The 18,506-nt window shown below is 70.0% G+C and carries 15 protein-coding genes and 3 tRNA genes; 12 read left to right on the top strand and 6 right to left on the bottom strand.

Going from position 1 to position 18,506, the window contains the following annotated elements:
- The first annotated feature begins 82 nt into the window (after positions 1 to 82).
- Complete coding sequence (locus B1H55_RS01335) at positions 83 to 601, top strand: PadR family transcriptional regulator (RefSeq protein ID WP_073452271.1); 519 nt, start codon at positions 83 to 85, stop codon at positions 599 to 601.
- The gene (locus B1H55_RS01330; protein WP_073452269.1) at positions 591 to 1,226 is read left to right on the top strand and encodes a GyrI-like domain-containing protein; all 636 of its coding nucleotides are present in this window, start codon (positions 591 to 593) and stop codon (positions 1,224 to 1,226) included. The genes B1H55_RS01335 and B1H55_RS01330 overlap by 11 nt, the downstream gene beginning before the upstream one ends.
- On the opposite strand, the gene B1H55_RS01325 is transcribed toward B1H55_RS01330, so the two are convergent.
- Positions 1,223 to 3,892: a DEAD/DEAH box helicase gene (locus B1H55_RS01325; protein ID WP_077240165.1), complete on the bottom strand. Its 2,670-nt coding sequence runs from the start codon at positions 3,890 to 3,892 to the stop codon at positions 1,223 to 1,225. The two genes, B1H55_RS01330 and B1H55_RS01325, sit on opposite strands and share 4 nt — an antisense overlap.
- A gap of 216 nt (positions 3,893 to 4,108) precedes the next feature.
- Between B1H55_RS01325 and B1H55_RS01320 the strand changes: the two genes are divergently transcribed.
- The 6 genes from B1H55_RS01320 (at position 4,109) to B1H55_RS01295 (ending at position 12,666) form a co-directional block, all read left to right on the top strand.
- Positions 4,109 to 5,299, top strand: coding sequence for a DUF4241 domain-containing protein (locus tag B1H55_RS01320; RefSeq protein ID WP_157750273.1), 1,191 nt, complete (start codon positions 4,109 to 4,111; stop codon positions 5,297 to 5,299).
- A gap of 134 nt (positions 5,300 to 5,433) precedes the next feature.
- Complete coding sequence (locus B1H55_RS01315; RefSeq protein ID WP_080461534.1) at positions 5,434 to 6,972, top strand: alanine/glycine:cation symporter family protein; 1,539 nt, start codon at positions 5,434 to 5,436, stop codon at positions 6,970 to 6,972.
- A gap of 19 nt (positions 6,973 to 6,991) precedes the next feature.
- Entirely contained in the window at positions 6,992 to 8,551 is a 1,560-nt protein-coding gene (locus B1H55_RS01310; protein WP_077240166.1) for an alanine/glycine:cation symporter family protein, read from the top strand.
- 11 nt (positions 8,552 to 8,562) lie between these two features.
- Complete coding sequence (locus tag B1H55_RS01305; RefSeq protein WP_073452266.1) at positions 8,563 to 10,008, top strand: alanine/glycine:cation symporter family protein; 1,446 nt, start codon at positions 8,563 to 8,565, stop codon at positions 10,006 to 10,008.
- A gap of 153 nt (positions 10,009 to 10,161) precedes the next feature.
- Positions 10,162 to 11,733 carry an alanine/glycine:cation symporter family protein gene (locus tag B1H55_RS01300; RefSeq protein ID WP_371836534.1) on the top strand — a complete coding sequence of 524 codons (1,572 nt, stop codon included), beginning with the start codon at positions 10,162 to 10,164 and terminating at the stop codon, positions 11,731 to 11,733.
- Between the two features lie 96 nt (positions 11,734 to 11,829).
- On the top strand, positions 11,830 to 12,666 hold the full coding sequence (locus B1H55_RS01295) for a fumarylacetoacetate hydrolase family protein (protein ID WP_073452264.1): 837 nt from the start codon (positions 11,830 to 11,832) through the stop codon (positions 12,664 to 12,666).
- Positions 12,667 to 12,960: 294 nt separating this feature from the next.
- Here the strand turns inward: B1H55_RS01295 and B1H55_RS01290 are convergent, their stop codons facing one another.
- The 4 genes from B1H55_RS01290 to B1H55_RS01275 form a co-directional block, all read right to left on the bottom strand.
- Positions 12,961 to 13,281: a GIY-YIG nuclease family protein gene (locus tag B1H55_RS01290; protein ID WP_073452262.1), complete on the bottom strand. Its 321-nt coding sequence runs from the start codon at positions 13,279 to 13,281 to the stop codon at positions 12,961 to 12,963.
- Positions 13,282 to 13,293: 12 nt separating this feature from the next.
- Positions 13,294 to 14,526, bottom strand: a complete 1,233-nt coding sequence (locus tag B1H55_RS01285; RefSeq protein ID WP_077239975.1) for a MalY/PatB family protein — start codon at positions 14,524 to 14,526, stop codon at positions 13,294 to 13,296.
- Positions 14,527 to 14,588: 62 nt separating this feature from the next.
- Positions 14,589 to 14,867 carry a hypothetical protein gene (locus B1H55_RS01280; protein WP_077239976.1) on the bottom strand — a complete coding sequence of 93 codons (279 nt, stop codon included), beginning with the start codon at positions 14,865 to 14,867 and terminating at the stop codon, positions 14,589 to 14,591.
- Between the two features lie 236 nt (positions 14,868 to 15,103).
- Positions 15,104 to 15,334, bottom strand: a complete 231-nt coding sequence (locus tag B1H55_RS01275; protein ID WP_077239977.1) for a hypothetical protein — start codon at positions 15,332 to 15,334, stop codon at positions 15,104 to 15,106.
- A gap of 163 nt (positions 15,335 to 15,497) precedes the next feature.
- Between B1H55_RS01275 and gltX the strand changes: the two genes are divergently transcribed.
- Positions 15,498 to 17,042: a glutamate--tRNA ligase gene (gene gltX, locus B1H55_RS01270; RefSeq protein ID WP_073452260.1), complete on the top strand. Its 1,545-nt coding sequence runs from the start codon at positions 15,498 to 15,500 to the stop codon at positions 17,040 to 17,042.
- A gap of 103 nt (positions 17,043 to 17,145) precedes the next feature.
- Here gltX and B1H55_RS01265 read toward each other — a convergent pair whose 3' ends face one another.
- Positions 17,146 to 17,913: a hypothetical protein gene (locus tag B1H55_RS01265; RefSeq protein ID WP_080461528.1), complete on the bottom strand. Its 768-nt coding sequence runs from the start codon at positions 17,911 to 17,913 to the stop codon at positions 17,146 to 17,148.
- 250 nt (positions 17,914 to 18,163) lie between these two features.
- On the opposite strand from B1H55_RS01265, the gene B1H55_RS01260 reads away from it, so the two are divergent.
- The 3 genes from B1H55_RS01260 (at position 18,164) to B1H55_RS01250 (ending at position 18,449) form a co-directional block, all read left to right on the top strand.
- Positions 18,164 to 18,235 (top strand) — tRNA-Gln (locus B1H55_RS01260).
- 37 nt (positions 18,236 to 18,272) lie between these two features.
- A tRNA-Glu gene (locus B1H55_RS01255) sits at positions 18,273 to 18,345 on the top strand.
- A 31-nt stretch (positions 18,346 to 18,376) separates the two neighbouring features.
- Positions 18,377 to 18,449: transfer RNA gene (locus B1H55_RS01250), tRNA-Glu, on the top strand.
- Positions 18,450 to 18,506: the final 57 nt, after the last annotated feature.

The raw sequence follows: 18,506 nt of genomic DNA, 5'->3' as shown, positions 1-18,506 counted from the left end.
ACAACCTTCCGACATCTCCGGTGCGGAGTCCCAGTCTCCCGGCTGCCTTTGCGCACCACTACTCTAGTGCTAGAGTAATGACATGTCCTCCGACGCCGACATCGTTGTCCTCTCGCTCCTTGCTGAGCAGCCGCGCCACGGCTACGACCTCGACCGGGTCATCGAGCAGCGCGGATACCGCCAGTGGACCTCCCTGGCCTTCTCCTCGGTCTACTACGTCCTGAAACGACTGGCGCAACGAGGCCTCGTCGAGCCCGACGAGGGGCATACGGGGCGTCGCACCGTCTTCCGCGTCACCGACGCCGGCCAGCGCGAGCTGGCCGAGGCCGCCGGTGAGCGCGTCCTCACTCCGGTCCCGCCCACCGCCGGTGTGCTCCCGGCGATCAATGCCTACTCCCGGCTCGACGATCCCGAGCTCGTGGCTGGGCTTGAGAGACGTGCTCAGGCACTCCGCAAGACGCTTGAAGAGCTTCGCGGCCTGCGCGCTCAGGGCGACGAGGAGCACGCCCTGGCCATCTTCGACTACGAGATCCTGCGTCAGGAAGCGGATCTCACCTGGACCCGAACTCTTCTTAAGGAAGCAGGCAGCGATGAGGACTGACATCAAGAAGGACCGCAAGGACCTCTACCAGCCGGGACGAGCCGACTTCACGGAGGTCGACGTGCCGCCCATGACCTACCTGGCCATCGACGGCCATGGCGACCCCAACACCTCACCGGCCTACGCCTCAGCGATCCAGGCGCTGTACGCGGGCGCCTATGCGATCCGCGCGGTGTTGAAGAAGCGCACTGGTGACGACTTCGTGGTCGGACCCCTTGAGGGGCTGTGGACGAGTGCTGACAGCTCCGCCTTCGTCGCCCGCGACAAGGGGGAGTGGAACTGGACCATGATGATCCCGCTGCCCGACGCGGTCTCGGCACGCGACATCGCCGACGGCCTTGGACAGGCGGCACGCAAGAAGCCTGAGCTTCCCGTCTCCGCTCTCAAGGAGCTCCCTCTGAGCGAGGGCCGCTCATTACAGATCCTCCACGTGGGCACCTACGACGACGAGGCACCCACGCTGGCGCGTCTGCACGATGAGGTCATGCCGCGTCTCGGGCTCACCTGGAACGGCCCCCACCACGAGATCTACCTCAGTGACCCCAGGCGCGTGGCGCCGGAGAAGATGAAGACCATCCTGCGACAGCCGGTGAGGCTCAAGGCCAATACCAACGTGGCGGGCTAGCCCTGCTGCGGGCCCACGGACAGCAGGTGGACCACTGCGCGCTTGTCCCGGTCGCACTCGGCCAGGTCCACCAGGGCCGTCAGGCGCCAGTCGTGATCGCCGTCGGGGTCCTCCAGGACCTGAGTGGCCAGCCACACCTGGCGCCCGGAGGTCTCCAGGGCCTCGCGCAGACGCTCGCTGATCCCGGCGGCGGCCAGGGCCGCCTCGTCGGGGGCCTCGTCGAGTGGCGCCAGTGAGATCGCCCGGGCCGAGGTATCTGTGCCGATCCAGTCGTACTCGTCCCAGTAGCGCGCCAGCGCCTCATCCCAGCGGTCCTCGCCCCAGCCCGACGCGGCGTCCAGACGCGCCAGGCCCTCGACGTCGTCGCGCGCCATGAGCTCGACGCGCCGGAACATCTCGCGGCGCACCGCCACCCGGAAGGCGTGACGGTTGCGGGTGAAGGCCACCATCCCGTCCTCGCCTGCTCCGAAGGCCCGCTCCACCCCGGCCGAGTCATCCGCACCGGGACGGTCGCCCTCCAGCAGACCTGCGACCTCGCCCGCCCTGCCTGCCTGCGCCTGACCGAGCGCCTCCCACTCATCGAGCAAGGAGGAGTCGACGGCGCGTACCAGCGCCCCCAGCCAGTCGATGAGCTCGGTGACTTCGGGGGTGCGGTGCTCCTCGGGGACCACCTGGCGCAGCGCCCGGTAGGCGTCGGTGAGGTAGCGCAGGAGGACGCCCTCACTTCGCCCGAGCTCGTAGCGGGAGACGAGGTCGGAGAAGGTCATCGCGTTCTCCACCATCTCGCGCACCACTGACTTCGGGCGCAGCTCGTGCTCAGCGGTCCATGGGTTGGCCTGCTTGTACATCTCCAGGGCGGGGGCCAGGAGCTCGGCCAGCGGCTGGGGCCAGGTGATCTCCTCGACGGCGGCCATCCGCTCCTCGTAGTCCATCCCCTCGGCCTTCATCGCCGCGATCGCCTCGCCGCGGGCCGCCCTCTGCTGGGCGTACAGGAGGGGCCGGGGGTCGTCCAGGGTCGCCTCGACGACGCTGACCACATCCAGCGCGTGCTCCGGCGACTCGGGATTCAGCAGGTCCATCGCGGCCAGGGCGAAGGGGGCGAGCGGTTGATTGAGGGCGAAGTCCCCGGGCAGGTCCACCGCCAGGCGCAGGCGGGGCCGGCCATCGGCGGCGGCCACGGCGCTCGGCACGTGCTCCACCACGCCCGCCGTGCGCAGCGAGCGGTAGATGTCCAGGGCCCGGCGCACGTGGGCGCGCCGCTCGGCCGCCGTGGACTGCGCGCGGGCGAGCAGCCCGGCCATATGCGCCACGGGGTTGCCCGGCCGCTCCATGACGCCCAGGATCATGGTGGTGGTGACCCGGAACTGGCTGGTGAGCGTCTCCGGGGCGGCGTCGCGCAGCCGCTCGAAGGTCTTATCCGTCCAGTTGACGCGGCCCTCCGGGGCCTTCTTGCGCACGATCCTGCGGCGCTTGCGCTCGTCGTCGCCCGCCTTGGCCAGGGCCTTGGCGTTGAGGATGACGTGCTCGGGCGCCTGGACCGTCACATAGCCGCGCGTGTCGAAGCCGGCCCGCCCGGCGCGGCCGGCCACCTGGTGGAACTCGCGGGCGGTCAGGTGGCGCTCCTTCGCGCCGTCGAACTTCACCAGGGAGGTCATGACCACCGAGCGGATCGGTACGTTGATGCCCACCCCCAGGGTGTCCGTGCCCGAGATGACGCTGAGCAGGCCGGCACGGGCGAGCCTCTCCACGAGCCTGCGGTAGCGCGGCAGCATCCCCGCGTGGTGGACGCCGATGCCCGCTCGCAGCAGCTTGGACAGGGTCGCCCCGAAGCCCGGGCCGAAGCGGAAATCGCCGATCGCCCCGACCACCTCCGCCTTGCGCTCCCTGGTCAGGCCCAGGTCGACGCTCAGCAGGGAGGTCGCGCGCTCAACGGCCTCCTTCTGGGAGAAGTGGACGACGTACACGGGGGCCTTGTCCTGGCCCACCAGCCGGGTGAGGAGCTCCTCGATGGACTCCACCGAGTACTCCAGCTCCAGCGGGACCGGCCGCACCGCATCATCGACGACGGCGACCTCCCTGCCCGTGCGCGCCTCCATGTCCTCCACGAAGTAGGACACGTCCCCCAGGGTGGCCGACAGCAGCACCATCTGCGCCTGGGGGAGCTCCAGGAGCGGCACCTGCCAGGCCCAGCCGCGCTGCGGGTCGGCGTAGTAGTGGAACTCGTCCATGACGACGCAGTCCGTGTCCAGCTCCTCGCCCTCGCGCAGCGACTGGTTGGCCAGGATCTCCGCCGTGCAGCAGATGATGGGCGCGGCTGCGTTGATCGAGGTGTCCCCGGTGACCATGCCGACGTTGTCCGCCCCGAAGAGCCGCACGAGCTCGAAGAACTTCTCACTCACCAGGGCCTTGAGGGGCGCCGTGTAGTAGGAGCGCCCGCCGCGGGCGAGCGAGGCCGTGTGGGCCGCGAGCGCGATCATCGATTTGCCCGAGCCCGTGGGGGTCGCGGCGATGACATGACGGCCCTCAAGGATCTCGCTCAGCGCCTCGTCCTGATGGGGGTAGAGGGGGCGGCCCGTGGACTCGGCCCACTCGGTGAAGGCGAGATAGACCTCCTCCGGCTCGGGCACGCGCTGCGGGTCATCGGCCGGGATGAGGGCGTCGAGCATCGCGTTGAGCGCGGGGGCCTGGGGAGCGGTGCCGGTCGACATGGCGCCATCGTCCCACACGGGAATCGCTCGCCCCACAGCGTCCGGGACGCTCTGAGAAGGGGCTGAGAAGGGGAGGAGCGCTGAGGGAGCACTATTGTGAGCCGGACGTCGCATCGCCATGACCCCGAGGAGCCCCGTATGGCCTCGTCTCCCGCCGCCACCCCTGAGGAGCGTGTGAGCGCTTTCATCGCCGACTACGCTCGGGCGCATGGGCAGGTCGCACCCCTGTTCGACGAGCCGAGGCAGGACGGGACGGTCAATCCGTTCGAGGCCTGGGGTCGACGGCTCACCCAGGTGCATGCCGCGCACTGCCTCAAGCCCTCGACCTTCACTCGCGCCTCCTTCGGTTCCGATCCCGAGTTCTCGCCCGACACTGTGACGATCACCCGGATTGAGCGTTACGGCACCTACGCCCGCGTCTCGATGAGAAGGGATGGGAACGCGATCGGAGGGAGCCGCCTCGAGGCGGACCTATGGCTCGTCGATGGCGACTGGCGCATGAATCCCATCGAGTCGTATTACGAGGAGCCATCGTCTCCGCTCATGGAACCGGCGGTGAGAGCGGAGCTGATCGCCAAGGCGACTGCGGCGGACGATTTCTGCGAGCGTGGTGTGGATGCTTCGCCGGATCCGGACGCGTTCTTCCGTGATGGCTGGGCGCGCGAGCCGCTGGTCGATCGGCTGGGCTACCTATGGGAGGGCCCTGCATGGGAGGAGATCGCGGCGGACTACGAGGACGATCCCGAGCTGGGACCGCAGGCGCGGGCGAAGGCCATGGATAACGTTCCTATTCGACGAACCGAGATCATCGACCTGGGGATCTTCGTTCAGGGGGGCCACCTGGCCGTCGGCGATCCTGGCTGGCCGGAGGATGCCGACGTGTGCGCCCTCGCACTACCACCAGGGCCTGTCCGCGCGCAGGCACTCCTCGCCCATGATGAGATGCGGGGAGACCGAGTGGCCGCGCTTCGCGTCCTCCTCGATCCAGAAGGCAGTGACGAGGCTCGTCCGGTGCGTTGGGAAGGTGCTCATGGCGTGCCGCATATGGGCAACGCCATCGGCGTCGAGACGGGGAGTGCCTTCATCGCGGATGCCGAGGGCTTCTTCTCCCTGACGCGGCGAGAGTGGCGAAGGACATCCTTGGCGCTCTCAGAATCGTGGACCTTGATGAGCGACGCTGCGGGAACCCCGATCGGCGCCGAATCGCTCGCGGGGTTTGGGGATGGAGGATACGGCGTGTCGTGGGGGTTGGACGAGGAGGGCCGTCCCCTCCAACTCCTCATCGATTTCGGCGTCGTGCGCGAACCCGTCGCAGGCCCGAGATCGCCGAGGGCCGACGGGGATGACGACTCCTCCTCGTCGTAGCGCTGGTGGCGCTCGCCCGTCCGTCGTTCGACGTGTTGCTCGGCGCCACGGCCCAGGATCCGGCACGGCGCTTCGCGCAGGGGCCGCTTCATGAGAGCATGCCCGGCGTTCCCATCCCCGGCGGAAGGCGCAGCATGGACGCACTCGCGGCGAACCTCCAGGAGATCGCCGACTGGATCACCGCCCACATCACCATGTGGGTGCTGGTCGGCACGGGCATCATCCTGACCATCGCCACCCGGGGCGTCCAGGTCCGCCACCTGGGCTCCATGATCCGGCAGGTGCGGGGCGCGCGCAGTGGTGCCGACGGCGGCATCTCCTCCTTCCAGGCCTTCGCGATCTCGTTGGCCGCGCGCGTTGGGATCGGCAACGTCTTCGGCGTGGCCGCCGCCCTCCTCATGGGCGGCCCCGGCGCGATCTTCTGGATGTGGGTGGTGGCGCTGGTCGGCATGGCCACGGCCTTCTTCGAGGCGACCGTCGCCCAGATCTTCAAGGTCCGCTCGGCCGACGGCTCCTTCCGCGGCGGACCCGCCTTCTACATGACCAGGGGGATGGGAAGCCGTCCCCTCGCCGTCGTCTTCTCCGTCATCTCCCTGGTCACCTGCGGGTTCATCATCACCTCGGTTCAGTCCAACTCCGTGGCCGGGACCCTGCTGGCCGCCTTCGGCGCCGACGACGCCGCGCCCCTGCCCGGCGTCGGGGGACTGACCTCCGCCCAGCTCGTCGTCGCCGCGCTCATCTTCGTGTTCACCGCGATGGTCGTCTTCGGCGGGGTGCGGGCCGTGGCGCGCGTGACCGAGTGGATGGCGCCGATCATGGCCCTCATCTACATCTGCCTCGTCGTCCTCATCTGCCTGACCAACATCCACGAGTTCGTCGGCGTTCTGGGGCAGATCGTGCGCGCCGCCTTCGCCCCCGAGCCCATCGCCGGGGGCCTGGGGGGCGGCATCCTCGCCGCCGTCGTCAACGGCACCAAGCGAGGCCTGTTCTCCAACGAGGCCGGTCAGGGCACTGCTCCCAACGCCGCCGCCACCGCCACCGTCGCCCACCCCGTCCAGCAGGGGCTCATCCAGTCCCTCGGCGTCTTCGTGGACACGATCATCGTCTGCACGGCCACCGCCTTCGTCATCCTCATCGCCGGCCCCGAGGTCTGGTCCTCCCCGGACGCCAACCCCGCGACGCTGACCACCCTGGCCATCGCCCACGAGCTGGGCGGCTGGACCGTGGCGCCCATGGCGGTGCTCATCTTCGTGCTCGCCTACTCGTCCATCATCGCGGCCTACGTCTACTCCGACGTCAACATGGAGTACCTCGTGGGGCCTCGGCGCTGGGCGAGCTGGGCGGTGCGCGTGCTCTCCGTGGTCTCGGCCTCCGCCGGCGCCATCCTCACCCTCGACGTCGTGTGGAACGCCGTCGACATCGCCATGGCCGTCATGACGCTGACCAACCTCGTGGCCCTGCTCTGGCTCGCGCGCTGGGGCGTGGGCGCCCTGCGCGACTACGAGGCCCAGATCCGGGCCGGCGTCGTCGAGCCTCTCTTCGTGGGGCGCGGCAATCCCCGCCTGCCCGGGGACGTTCCCGGCGACGTGTGGTCCTCGCGCGACGACGCCGTCCCCTCAGACCCCCGATCGACCCAGCCGGCCGCCTCGACCGGCGCCGAGCACTGTTCCTGACGAACGAAGAGGACTCATGATGACCCCCGCACCGCTCACCGCACCGACAGCCCTGCCCGCGGCTACCCTCGCCGAGCAGCTCGGTCAGGTCGATGACTTCCTCTACACCTACGTGCTCGCCGCGCTGCTCATCGCCGTCGGCCTGTACCTGACGATCCGCACCCGTGCCGTCCAGGCCCGGCACTTCGGGACCATGGCGCGGGCGCTGACCCGGTCGCGGAATGGGGCCGAGGGCGGGATCTCCTCCTTCCAGGCCTTCGCCGTGGGGTTGGCGGCGCGCGTGGGCATCGGCAACATCGCGGGCGTCGCGATCGCCGTCCTCATGGGCGGCCCTGGCGCGCTGCTGTGGATGTGGGTCGTCGCGCTCATCGGCATGGCCACCGCCTTCATCGAGTCGACCCTCGCGCAGATCTTCAAGGAGCGCGGCCGCGACTTCACCTTCCGCGGCGGTCCCGCCTACTACATCAAGAACGGCCTGGGCTCGCGCGCCTGGGGCGCCGTCTTCGCCGTCCTGTGCATCGTCTCGGTGGGCGTCACCGTGGTCATGGTGCAGACCAACTCCCTGGCCGGGGTCATCAACGCCACCGTCCCATCCGTGGAGCCCTGGATGGTCGGCGTCTTCCTCGTCATGCTCACCGGGCCCGTCGTCCTGGGCGGCCTGAAGTCGGTGGCCCGGATCACCGAGTGGATGGCCCCCGTCATGGCGCTCGTCTACGTGGCCATGACCGTCATCGTCCTGGCGCTCAACATCACCGAGCTCCCCGGCGTCCTGCGCTCGATCCTCTGGGGGGCCATCGGGGCCGACCAGGCCCTGTACGGAGTGGCCGGCGGGATCGTCGCAGCGGTCCTCAACGGCGTGCGCCGCGGCCTGTTCTCCAACGAGGCCGGCCTGGGAACCGTGCCCAACGCCGCGGGCACCGCCACCACCACCCATCCGGTGCGCCAGGGCCTCATCCAGTCCTTCGGCGTGTTCATCGACACGATCCTCGTGTGCACCGCCACCGGCCTGCTCATCCTGCTCGCCACCGGCACCTACGCGCCCGGGACCTACACGGCGGACAACGCCAAGGGCATCGGGGCGGTCCTGACCCAGCAGGCCGTCGCCGAGCACCTGGGGGCCTGGACCACCTGGCCGATGGTGGTCCTCATCTTCGTCCTCGTCTTCTCCACCGTGCTCGGCTGCTACTCCTACTCGCAGGTCAACGTCAACTACCTGGGCGGCCAGCGACGCGCCGAGCAGGTCTTCGGCCTGACCCTCACCGCCGCGGCCTTCGCCGGCACCATCCTCGACCTGCCCGTGGTGTGGGCCCTGGCCGACATCGCCCTCGGGCTGCTCGGCCTGCTCAACCTCGTGGTCATCGTCCGCCTCGCCCCCTGGGCCCTGGGTGCGCTGAAGGACTTCGATGCCCAGCTGCGCGCCGGCCGCGCCCCGGTGTTCGTCGGCCGCTCCAACCCCCACCTGCCCGGTGACCTGCCCGGAGGCGTCTGGGACGGGGCGACGGCGACCGGCGGCCCCACCTCCGGAAAGGCCGCCGCGATCCCCGCGCCCGCCGCCGACCCCGCCTCCGAGCAGCGCTGAGAGGAGCCATCATGCCCGCGCCGAACGACGTCCTCACCCAGGTCTCGGACTTCCTCTACTCCACCTTCCTCGTCTGGCTCCTCATCGGGGCCGGGCTCTACTTCACGATCCGCACCCGCGGCGTGCAACTGCGCCACTCCATCCCGATCGCCCGCTCGATGGTCGGCTCCCGGGCGAGCGGGGGGCGATCCCTGTCCTCCTTCCAGGCCTTCGCCGTCGGCCTGGCCTGCCGCGTGGGCACCGGCAATATCGTCGGCGTCGCCCTGGCGCTCGTCCTGGGCGGTCCCGGCGCCATCCTCTGGATGTGGGTGGTGGCCCTGCTCGGCACGGCCACCGCGTTCACGGAGTCAACGCTGGCGCAGGTCCTCAAGGTCCGCCACCGCGATGGCAGCTTCAGGGGCGGACCGCCCTACTACATCGCCAAGGGCCTGCGCCTGCCGTGGCTCGGCGCGGTCTTCGCGGTCTTCTTCCTGGCCGCCAACGGGCTGTCGATGCCCCTGGTCCAGTCCAACGCGGTGGCCGGGGCCCTGGGAGCCGCCGGTGCCATCCCCGCATGGGGCAGCGCCCTCATCGTCGTGGCCCTCACCGCGCCGGTGCTGCTCGGCGGGCTCAAGGTCATCGGGCGCGTCGCGGAGATCCTCGCCCCGCTCATGGCCGCCGCCTACCTGCTGGCCGTGCTGGGCATCGTGGTGACCCATCCGGCGGCCTCCTGGCAGGCGCTCACCTCCATCATCGAAGGCGCCTTCGGCCTGCGCGCCGGGCTCGCGGGCCTGGCCGGCGGGGTTGTCCAGGCGATTCTCAACGGCGTGCGCCGCGGCCTGTTCTCCAATGAGGCGGGACTGGGCGGGGCGGCCTGCGCCTCCGGCTCCGCCGCCGTGCGCCACCCCGTCCAGCAAGGGCTCATCCAGGCCCTCGGCGTCGTCATCGACACGATCCTCGTGTGCACCGCCACCGCCCTGGCGATCCTCATCGCCGGTGACGCCGTCTACACGCCCGGCGTCACCGGCAAGGACGCCGCCGGCTCACTGACCCAGGACGCCATCGCGCTCCTGGTGGGGGAGTGGACTCGCTGGCCCATGGCGATCCTCATCGTCGTCCTGGCCTACACGACGATCATCGGGGCCTTCTCCTACGCCCAGGTCTGCCTCGACTACCTCACCGAGAATCGCTGGGTGTCCAAGGCCCTGCAGTGCGCCGCCGTCGCCTGCGCCGCGCTCGGGGCCTTCCAGGCGCTCACCACGGTGTGGACACTGGCCGACATCCTGCTGGGCGCGGGGGCCATCATCAATCTCGTGGCGCTCGTCGCGCTCATCGGCTGGGTGCTCGGCGCCCTGCGCGACTGGGAGGCCCAGCGCCGTCAGGGCGTCGAGCCCGTGTTCATCGGTCACGGCAATCCTCTCCTGCCCGGGGACACCAACGACGGCGTCTGGGAGGCCGCCCCAGCGCCCGGGCGGTGAGCCGGGCAGCGGCGCGGCGCTTCGGGGAGGGGCGGGGAACGGGCGGCGGACTCCCCGCCGCGCGCCGACCGGCCCGCCCCGGCCATGACACAGGCGGGTAACACGCCGGGCCTAGGCTCGACGGGACTCGCCCCGGCCTCTGGAGGTACTCCCTTGACCCACCCTGCTCCCGTGCTGCGGGCGGTGCTGCCCGCGGGCGCGCTCGACAACGCCACCAAGACCCTCGGGGACATCTCCGACCAGTTCTACGCCGGCCTCCTCGCCTGGGCGCTGATCGCCGTCGGCCTCTACTTCACCATCCGCAGCCGCGCCGTGCAGTTCAGGCTGTTCCCCGAGATGATCCGTACGGTCTTCGGATCGAGGGGCAACGCCGAGGGCGGGATCTCCTCCTTCCAGGCCTTCACCATCGGACTGGCCAGCCGCGTGGGCACCGGCAACATCGTCGGCGTCGCCATCGCCATCACGCTGGGCGGGCCGGGCGCGATCTTCTGGATGTGGGTGGTGGCGCTGGTCGGCATGGCCACCGGCTTCATCGAGTCCACTCTCGCCCAGATGTTCAAGGTACCCGCCGCCGATGGCACCTTCCGCGGCGGCCCCGCCTACTACATCACCCGCGGCCTGGGCTCGCGCGCCTGGGGCGGTGTCTTCGCCGTCGTCATCACCTTCGTCTTCGGCTTCGCCTACGAGGCCACCCAGGCCAACACGATCGCCGGTGTGGTCAACGGCGTCCTGGAGAATCACGGGCAGAAGGTGGAGCCCTGGGTCATCGGCGCGGTGCTCGTGGCGCTGACCGCCCCCATCGTCTTCAGGGGCATCAAGCGCGTGGCCCGTGTGGCCGAGTGGATGGCGCCGATCATGGCCCTCATCTACGCGCTGCTGGCCATCGTGATCCTCAGCCTCCACTTCGACGCGATCCCCGGCGCTTTCAAGGCGATCTTCGAGGGCGCCTTCGGCCTCAACGCCTCCTTCGCCGGCATCAGCGGCGGGTTCTACGCCGCGGCCATCAACGGCATCAAGCGCGGACTGTTCTCCAACGAGGCCGGTGAGGGCTCCGTGCCGAACGCCGCGGCGACGGCCACCACCTCCCACCCCGTCAAGCAGGGCTTCATCCAGTCCATGGGCGTATTCGTCGACACCATTATCGTGTGCACCGCCACCGCGCTCATCGTCATGCTCTCCGGCCTCTACGACTCCGCCGCCAACCTGGCCGGCCCGGAGGCCACCGCGGCCGCCGATGCCGCGAAGAAGACCCTGACCTCCGACTCCGTCGCCTACGTCCTGGGCGACTGGAGCCAGTACCTCATGGTCCTCATCATCTTCGTCTTCGCCTACTCCTCCCTGCTGGGCAACTACACGTACGCGGAGATCAACGTGGACTTCCTGCGCGGCTCGCGCTCCAACCACACCTGGCTGCGCCTCATGATCCTCGTGGCCACCTATGTCGGGGCCGTCGCCTCCCTGGACTTCGTGTGGAACCTCTCCGACATCGCCATGGGCGCGATGGCCATCATCAACATCGTCGCGATCACCCTGCTCGGCAAGTGGGCCTTCGGCGCTCTGCGGGACTGGGAGGCCCAGAACCGGGAGCTGCGGGAGGGCCGGCGCGAGGAGATCCGCTTCGTCGGCAAGGACAACCCCTACCTGCCGGGCGACCTTCCCGGCGATGTCTGGGCGCCCCGAGGGGCGGCTGCCGCCGTCGCCGAGGCGCCGGTCGCCCAGGGCTGAGCGGCCCGGACGGGTTCGCGGCCGCAGGAGCGACTCGGGGCTGGGAGACGACGCCGGGCAGCTCGATCGCGACTCCGGCACCGGTAGGCTGGCCCCATGAAGATCGCGCGATTCTCCACCGGTGATGAGCCCCGCTACGGCATCGTCCAGGGCCTGGATGAGGCCGACGCCGTCCCCACGGGAGAGTCCGAGGGGCACTTGCTCGTGCTCAAGGGCGACCCCCTCTTCTCCGTGCCCGAGGCCACCGGGGAGGTCATCGACCTGGGTGAGGCCCGTCTTCTCGCCCCGGTGATCCCCCGCTCCAAGGTGGTGGCCATCGGCAAGAACTACGCCGCCCATGCCGCCGAGATGGTTGGTGGCATGGACGGTGCCGTGCCTCGGACCCCGATCATCTTCCTCAAGCCGAACACGGCCGTCATCGGCCCCGACGCGCCGATCGTCCTGCCGACCTGGAGTGAGGAGGTCCATTACGAGGCCGAGCTCGCCGTCGTCATCAAGCGCATCGCCAAGGATCTCGCCCCGCAGGACGCCCACCGGGTGATCATGGGGTACGCGGTGGCCAATGACGTCTCCGCCCGGGATCGCCAGCGCGCCGAGCCCCAGTGGGCGCGAGCCAAGGCCTTCGACACCTCCTGCCCCCTGGGCCCCTGGATCGAGATCCCCGAGCCCGGTGACGATCGCGCCTTCGACCCCTCGCACGCCACCGTGCGCACCCGGCTCGACGGCGAGACGGTCCAGGAGGGCAACACCCGGGACATGGTCATGGGCATCGCGGAGCTCGTCGCCTACGCCTCGACGATCTTCACGCTCCTGCCCGGCGACGTCATCCTCACCGGGACTCCTGCGGGCGTCGGCGAGATCCGCGCCGGGCAGCGCGTGAGCGTCGAGGTCGAGGGCATCGGCGGTTTCTCCAACCCCGTCGTGCGCCGCTGAGGCGCTGCGGGCGGCGCCGCGCCGCGCCGCAGGGTGTGGGCGTGTGCGGGGGTTGTGGACGTGTCCCGGGAGCGCGTCGGCGACCCCGCCGCGCGTCCGCAACCCCGGGGCGCGTCCGCAATGACCCCGACTCGACCAACAGGGGGTATCCGGGCTCGTAGTCCTCCGACAATTCGGAGCACTCTACCGCGCGTCAGCGTGATGGGGCGCTGGTCGCGTCACTCAATGCGACGAGGATGTCATCGGCGAGATCGTCGCAGTGATACTTCGCGAAAAGGGACTGCCCGGAGCGCATCAGACCGAGTGCGAGTGACCTCGCCGCAGCGCGGAGTTGCGCAGTCGTGCCCCCGCGTCGCGGCGGAGCTGAATGGTCTCCTTCTCCGCGTCGTCGAGGATCTCGCGGCTGATGGGGCAGAAGTCGATGGCCTGGATGTCATCCCAGCGGCGCCGGTGGCTTGTGAAGCGATTGACGACGTCAACGCTCTGCCCGACGTACTGCTCCCCGTCGGCGAAGCGCAGAACGTAGATACCGCAGCGGTCGTCGAATGGCCCCAGTTGCACGCTGAGCGACGTCCCGGGAGGGGTCTCGTACGTCTGGAAGCGGTAGGCCGACACTGCGCGCCGGGGTCAGGCCAGGGCGGCGGTGATGCGGTCGGCGATCTCGTCCGCGATGCCGCGCCCAGTGGCCAGGTTGAGGCGGCAGAAAGTGGCGTAGTCCGAGCCGAAGGTCGCGCCCTCGTTCATCGAAACCCCGGCCTCGCGCTCCAGGAACTCGGCGGGGCCGCCGGTGATCCGGCCATCGGCCAGGGCGCCCGAGAAGTCCACCCAGGCCAGGTACGTGGATTCCGGCATGGTGACTGATACGCCGTCGATCGCGTTCAGGCGGCCCGTGATGCCCTCCAGCGTGCCGCGCAGGTACTCGCGCACCGCCTCATTCCATCCCCGCCCCTGCGAGACGGCCGCGGTCGTGGCGATGACGCCGAGGATCGAGGCGCCCCCGGGCAGGCAGGAGCACAGCGGATCGGCGTCGAAGCGCGCGCGGGCCTCGCCGGAGGCGATGAGCTGCGCGCAGCGCAGGCCCGGGATGTTCCACCCCTTCGAGGCCGCCGTCGCCGTGAACGTGAGGGCGGGATCGGCGCCGGGGCGGGAGGCGTAGCAGATGTGCCGGGGGCTCCCGGGCAGGACGAGGGGGGAGTGGATCTCATCGGTGAACACGACGACGCCGTACTTGGCTGACAGCGCCGCGACGGCGTCGAGCTCGGCGGCGCTGAGCACACGGCCCACCGGGTTCCACGGGTTGCACAGGATGAGCAGGCCGGCGCCCGCGGCCATGGCGGCCTCGATGCCCTCCAGGTCCAGGGACCAGGCGGGGGCCGAGACGCCGTCGCCGCGCAGGGCCGGAACCTCGATGGCCTCGCGATCCAGCGTCCCCGGGATCGTCAGGAAGGGCATGTACGCCGGGGTGGGCACGATGATCGGCGAGCCCGGGCGGGTGTGGCGGCTGATGATCGCCCGCAGCGCCGACAGGACGTCGGGCAGCAGGCTCATGTCCCGCTCCGGGATCTCCCAGCCGAAGGAGTCGCGGTGGAAGTCGATGACCGCCGCGCGGCAGTCCTCCCACACCGGCGTGGGCATGTAGCCGAAGCGGGCGCCGTCGACGGCGCGGTGCAGGGCCTGCGTCACCGCCGGGGCCGTGCCCAGATCCATCTCCGCCACCCAGGCCGGGATCGCGGTATCGGGCCGCTTGGACCACTTCATCGAGCCCCCGACGCGCACCTGCTCAGGGGTCAGGGCGTCGAAGGCGGCGAAGAACTCCGAGGAGGACGGGGCAGGGACGGGCTGAGAGGAGGGCTGAGTCATGGAGCGAATCATACGGAGGCCGCGAGCCCGCTCCTGACGCCGTCCGGGCGCCCCGGCGGTCCTCAGCCGGCGCCGCCGGGCGTGTTGTCCGGGTTCACCTGGTCCATGTCCGCGGGACCCGACTGGAACAGCGAGGTCGACTTCAGGAGCTCGTCACGTTCGGAGTCGCTGTAGGCGCTCACGGGGCAGGAGTAGGAGAGCATCATGACGGTGGGCGTCTGAGTGGAGGTGAACACGCGGAACCAGGTGGTGGACCGGACCCTGCTCCCATCCTGGGTGCGGGTCGTCTCCACCTTGACGAACTCCGTGCTGCCCTGGGCGGTATCGGAGCCGATCTCCATGGAGTCGCTAGTCGCTGGGAGTCGCTGATGGCCTGCTCAACGGTGCCGTGCCGGGACTGCAGGAATGCGACCCATTGGCCGGCCTGGTGGTCCGATTCCGCGCGGTCGCCGTAATGCGTGACCTGGAAGGCGTTCTGCTTGCTGGTGTAATGACATCCGTTGGCGTTGCTGATCTGGAAGATCCCGTCGGAGTCGACCACATCGGCGTTCCAGCCGGACTTGCTCGCGGGGAAGCGTCACATCGCGGCACCGGGGAGATCATAAGTGGTGCCACCGGACCCGCTGGTGGATGGGGCGTCGGTGGACGCCGAGGGCGTTCCCGGCGCGGACGTCCCCGAAGGCCGGGTGATCGGCGCCTGATCCCCGCAGGCGGCCAGGGCGGGGCAGGCCAGGGCCAGTGCGGCGCCGACGGCGAGTGCGCGCCGCCGCCATGGACGGGAGTCGATACGGGTGCGGGAATGGGACATGACGACCTCCTGCGGTGGCAGCGGCACTGCCGCGGGTGTGGTGCAGGTTACGCCGTGGATGCTCTGATGTCACCACCCATAAGTGCCTTCGACCTGGTTGTTCTCCGATCCGGGTGGGGAGCCGGGAGGGGGTGCCCATGGCCGGGCTACGCTATGTCCCATCATGACTGACACCGCCACGCCCGCTCCCATCCGCGTCCGCTTCTGCCCATCGCCCACGGGCACGCCCCACGTCGGCATGGTCCGCACCTGCCTGTTCAACTGGGCCCACGCCCGCCATACCGGCGGCACCTTCGTCTTCCGCATCGAGGACACCGACGCGGCGCGCGACTCCGAGGAGTCCTTCAACGCCATCCTCGACTCACTGACCTGGCTGGGCCTGGACTGGGACGAGGGGGTCGGCAAGGGCGGCCCCCACGAGCCCTACCGTCAGTCCCAGCGCATGGGTCTTTACCGGGAGGTGGCCGCCGAGCTGCTCGAGGCGGGCTACCTCTACGAGTCCTACTCCACGCCGGAGGAGATCGAGGCCCGTCACCGCGCCGCCGGGCGCGACCCCAAGCTCGGCTACGACGGCTTCGACCGGGACCTGACCGAGGAGGCCAGGGCCTCCTTCCGCGCCGAGGGCCGCAAACCCGTGCTGCGCATGCGCATGCCCGACGAGGACATCACCTTCACCGATCTCGTGCGCGGCCCCATCACCTTCAAGGCCGGGTCCGTGCCCGACTACGTCGTCGTGCGCGCCGGCGGGGACCCGCTCTACACTCTCGTCAACCCCGTCGACGACGCGGCCATGGGCATCACCCATGTCCTGCGCGGCGAGGACCTGCTGTCCTCCACGCCCCGCCAGATCGTTCTGTACCGCGCTCTCATCGCGATCGGCCGCGCGCAGTCCGTGCCCGAGTTCGGCCACCTGCCCTACGTCATGGGGGAGGGCAACAAGAAGCTCTCCAAGCGGGACCCCGAGTCCAATCTCCTCATCCACCGCTATCGCGGGATGATCCCCGAGGGCCTGCTCAACTACCTCGCGCTGCTCGGATGGTCCCTGAGCAAGGATGAGGACGTCTTCACCCCCGCCCAGCTCGTCGAGCACTTCGACATCCACGACGTCAACCCCAACCCCGCGCGCTTCGACCCCAAGAAGTGCGAGGCGATCAACGCCGAGCACGTGCGGCGCCTGGGGGCGGATGACTTCCGCGACCGCCTCGTGCCATACCTGCGCGACATCCACCCGGACCCCGCCGACCCGGCCTGGCGGGCCCGCCCCCTCGTGTCCGCCCCCTCCTTCGCCGAGCTGACCCAGCGCGAGCAGGAGATCCTCACCGCCGCCGCCCCCCTCATCCAGACCCGCGTCCAGCTGCTGCGCGAGAGCCGCGACATGCTCGGCTTCCTCCTCATCGGTGACGACGCCCTCGTCGTCGACGACAAGGCCGTGTCCAAGCTCAAGGACTCCGCCCCCGCGGTGCTCGACGCCGCCATCGCCGCGCTGGAGGCCCTCGGCCCCGAGGAATGGGCGACGGTGCGCCTCGAGGAGGTCCTGCGCGCGGCCATCGTCGATGGGCTCGGCATCAAGCCCCGCCTCGCCTTCGGGCCGCTGCGCGTGGCCGTCACCGGCCGCCAGGTCTCCCCGCCGCTGTTCGAGTCCATGGAGATCCTCGGCGCGGACTCGTCCCTGACCCGCCTGCGAGCCCTCCGGCGGCGCCTCGCCTGAGACGCGGACTGCTCGCGAACGGGCCGCGCCGCCCGTCGCGCCCGGGAGCCCCGGCGCGAACGGGCGGCACGGCCGTTCCTGCCCGCTCAGCCGCTGCGGCTCCTCACAAGTCGGGGGAGTCCATCCCCTCGATGCGGATGCCCCCCAGGATCGTGTGCCACTGATCGACGGAGATCTCGTGCCCGCTCTCACAGCCGATCCACACATCGAAGCGCAGCCCCGCCCCGCCCACGACCCGTGAGAAGTGGTAGCCGGTGAGATCGCGCTGGCTCCACTGCTGCGAGTCGGTGGTGCCCGTCCAATGCGCCGAGTACCCACCCATGATGCCGCCGTCGTCCTTGACCAGGCCGAGTTCCTCCGGCTTCTCGCTGTTGAAGTCGTGGACGATGGGCTCGGCGCGGCTCGCCCGGTTGTAGCTGTAGGTGTCGTCGTCGAACTGCTGCTGGTGGTAGGCGGAGCTGATGTCCCTGTTCACGTAGCCCAGGCAGTAGCCGTCATAGGTGCGGTAGCCCTCGAGGTTGCCCTGGTCCGTGACGCTGTCCTGCTGGGTGATGCTGTCATCCTGGTACCACACGGAGTAGTCGTCGTTGTAGAACTTCAGCGCCGGTGGCGTCCAGCCCGCGTCGGGGTTGGGGACCCGATTGAGCGTGGGAACAGTGCCGGGCGTGCTCCGAGTGTGCACCGGCGGGGCCTCGAGCGTTGGCACGGCGACGGGGCTCGACGACGCCGTCGGCTCCTGGGAGGGCTCGGTCCGGGAGGCGCTCCCGCCACCGGAGCATGAGGCGAGGCACAACGACAGGCCCAGGGACGCGGTGATGACGATGGCCCGGGCCATGCGGTGCCCGCCGCTCGCGGTGTGGATGAGGGGCATGTGACGGATCATTCGATACCTCCGGGACCGGGAGGGGGTCCCCTTGATTCTAGGGACTCCCGGAGGCGCGGGGTACCGCCCGCCATGGTGAGGACTGTCCGGCAGCGGGTCAGTTGCTGCCGATGGCCGCCGGCGGCCGCCGATGGTGCTGTGGTGGCGTTCACGCGTCCACGATTCGACAGCGAGGGGGAGCACGTGTAGATTTCTTCCCGCTGCCCCGATCGGCTCGCCGGTCCGGGGTCACCTGCTTTGGGGTATGGTGTAATTGGCAACACAGGTGATTCTGGTTCATCCATTCTAGGTTCGAGTCCTGGTACCCCAGCGGAGAGCGTGAGCTCACCACACAGTTGAAGAACTGCGCCCCGTTCGTCTAGCGGCCCAGGACACCGCCCTCTCACGGCGGCAGCACCGGTTCAAATCCGGTACGGGGTACTCAAGCGGCCACCAGGCCGCCGGTCCACACGCCCCGTTCGTCTAGCGGCCCAGGACACCGCCCTCTCACGGCGGCAGCACCGGTTCAAATCCGGTACGGGGTACTCCGCAGTGAACTCGTGGGGCTCGGCCGTCGAAGGCGCTGTGAGGAGCTCTGCCCT

It is taken from the genome of Actinomyces denticolens, assembly GCF_002072185.1.
Taxonomy (GTDB): Bacteria; Actinomycetota; Actinomycetes; order Actinomycetales; family Actinomycetaceae; genus Actinomyces; species Actinomyces denticolens.
The sequence above is the reverse complement of the archived record's forward strand: the minus strand, read 5'-3'. Positions and strand labels throughout refer to the sequence as shown.

Coding starts and splice junctions, on each gene's coding strand:
- B1H55_RS01295 (WP_073452264.1), top strand. CDS start 11,830: ATGAAGATCGCGCGATTCTCCACCGGTGATGAGCCCCGCTACGGCATC.
- B1H55_RS01325 (WP_077240165.1), bottom strand. CDS start 3,892: ATGCTCGACGCCCTCATCCCGGCCGATGACCCGCAGCGCGTGCCCGAG.
- B1H55_RS01280 (WP_077239976.1), bottom strand. CDS start 14,867: ATGGAGATCGGCTCCGATACCGCCCAGGGCAGCACGGAGTTCGTCAAG.
- B1H55_RS01330 (WP_073452269.1), top strand. CDS start 591: ATGAGGACTGACATCAAGAAGGACCGCAAGGACCTCTACCAGCCGGGA.
- B1H55_RS01265 (WP_080461528.1), bottom strand. CDS start 17,913: ATGCCCCTCATCCACACCGCGAGCGGCGGGCACCGCATGGCCCGGGCC.
- B1H55_RS01275 (WP_077239977.1), bottom strand. CDS start 15,334: ATGTCCCATTCCCGCACCCGTATCGACTCCCGTCCATGGCGGCGGCGC.
- gltX (WP_073452260.1), top strand. CDS start 15,498: ATGACTGACACCGCCACGCCCGCTCCCATCCGCGTCCGCTTCTGCCCA.
- B1H55_RS01315 (WP_080461534.1), top strand. CDS start 5,434: ATGGACGCACTCGCGGCGAACCTCCAGGAGATCGCCGACTGGATCACC.
- B1H55_RS01335 (WP_073452271.1), top strand. CDS start 83: ATGTCCTCCGACGCCGACATCGTTGTCCTCTCGCTCCTTGCTGAGCAG.
- B1H55_RS01305 (WP_073452266.1), top strand. CDS start 8,563: ATGCCCGCGCCGAACGACGTCCTCACCCAGGTCTCGGACTTCCTCTAC.
- B1H55_RS01285 (WP_077239975.1), bottom strand. CDS start 14,526: ATGACTCAGCCCTCCTCTCAGCCCGTCCCTGCCCCGTCCTCCTCGGAG.
- B1H55_RS01310 (WP_077240166.1), top strand. CDS start 6,992: ATGACCCCCGCACCGCTCACCGCACCGACAGCCCTGCCCGCGGCTACC.